Genomic DNA, 524 nt, shown 5'->3' with positions numbered 1-524 from the left:
TCCAGAAGACTCATTGAGCCCAGAACTAGCGCAAACCAAGCAGAGTCGTCAGCGTCAACGGGGCTTCTCGACTTCGTTAAACCGAATCCGTCGCGAAATCTGCCTAAGCGATGACGAAAAAGCAGGAGCAACCAAAACCTTCTTCACTAAGGTGAAAGAAGAACTGGAATTTATCCCGGCTCAGCTTAACGTGATCGAGATCTGGCAAGAAAAAGCAGTGTTCGAATCCTCAACTGGCGAACATATCATCGCGGCAAAGCGGTCAACTCATCCGCTAGGTAAATGCGTTGCCACCACCTCCTTGTTGGCTTACGTCATCACGTCAAAATATGCCGATGGCTTACCCCTTTATCGCTTAGATGGCATGTTAACGCGTCTTGGTCACGAAATCGGGCGCAACAATATGGCGAATTGGATTATCCGCCTCGATGATGTGTTCAAACCCTTGATTAACCTGATGCGGGAACAACAAAACCTCGGTCGCTACATCCAAGCGGATGAGACTCGCATCCAAGTGTTGAAAG

1 protein-coding gene is annotated in these 524 nt (G+C 48.9%); it reads left to right on the top strand.

What is annotated here, in order from left to right; translation table 11 throughout:
• A partial coding sequence (locus FJM67_RS17450) for an IS66 family transposase (protein WP_140591964.1) occupies positions 1–524 on the top strand: 524 nt, incomplete at both ends.

The organism is Maribrevibacterium harenarium, from assembly GCF_006385675.1.
Classification (GTDB): domain Bacteria; phylum Pseudomonadota; class Gammaproteobacteria; order Pseudomonadales; family Marinomonadaceae; genus Marinomonas; species Marinomonas harenarium.
Note: the sequence above shows the minus strand (reverse complement) of the source record. Positions and strands in the feature narration are given on the sequence as shown.